Source organism: Pseudomonas tremae (assembly GCF_001401155.1).
GTDB classification, from domain to species: Bacteria; Pseudomonadota; Gammaproteobacteria; order Pseudomonadales; family Pseudomonadaceae; genus Aquipseudomonas; species Aquipseudomonas tremae.
Genome location: NZ_LJRO01000205.1, coordinates 1 through 508 on the forward strand (window position 1 = coordinate 1; position 508 = coordinate 508).

2 pseudogenes are annotated in these 508 nt (G+C 60.8%); both read right to left on the reverse strand.

Annotated features, from left to right (window positions below):
* Positions 1 to 294 (reverse strand): annotated as a pseudogene (locus ALO43_RS14560) (SAM-dependent methyltransferase); the annotation flags it as partial.
* A gap of 1 nt (position 295) precedes the next feature.
* Positions 296 to 508, reverse strand: a pseudogene (locus tag ALO43_RS14565) (ABC transporter permease); the annotation flags it as partial.

Consider the following 508-nt stretch of genomic DNA (forward strand, 5'->3'; position numbering starts at 1 on the left):
CAGTTGCGGGAACGGAAACGGCGCGTCGAGTTGTTCCGGGTGGTTATGCGCGGCCTCGGCCTGTTCCAGCGTGCGTTGCCGCAGCCAGTTTGCGAGGTCCGGGTATTTGTCTTCCCACGGCAGACGCAGGTGCATGAACGGCTTGGGCCGCCACAAGGCCTGATGCGCGAACAGAAAGCTGTCCAGCGCACGAAAGTGGCTGCCGAGGTGTTCATCCTGCAAGCAAGGTTCAGTGGGCATAGTGGCGGCCTCGCGGGGCAAGGTGCTGACTGGGTCGACGCCAGCACCCTTCATATCAGCGCCCCTGACTTGCGTCTACACGCAATAGCTTTTCCAGCAGGCGGAAGCCTTGTACCAGCACGAACGTCATCACGAGGTAGAACATACCGGCGGCGAAGAAAATTTCTACCGGCAAGTAAGTGCGGGCGATGATCGTGCGGGCCATGCCGGTCAACTCCAGCAGGGTTACGGTGCTTGCCAGTGCGCTGGCCTTGAGCATCAGGATGAC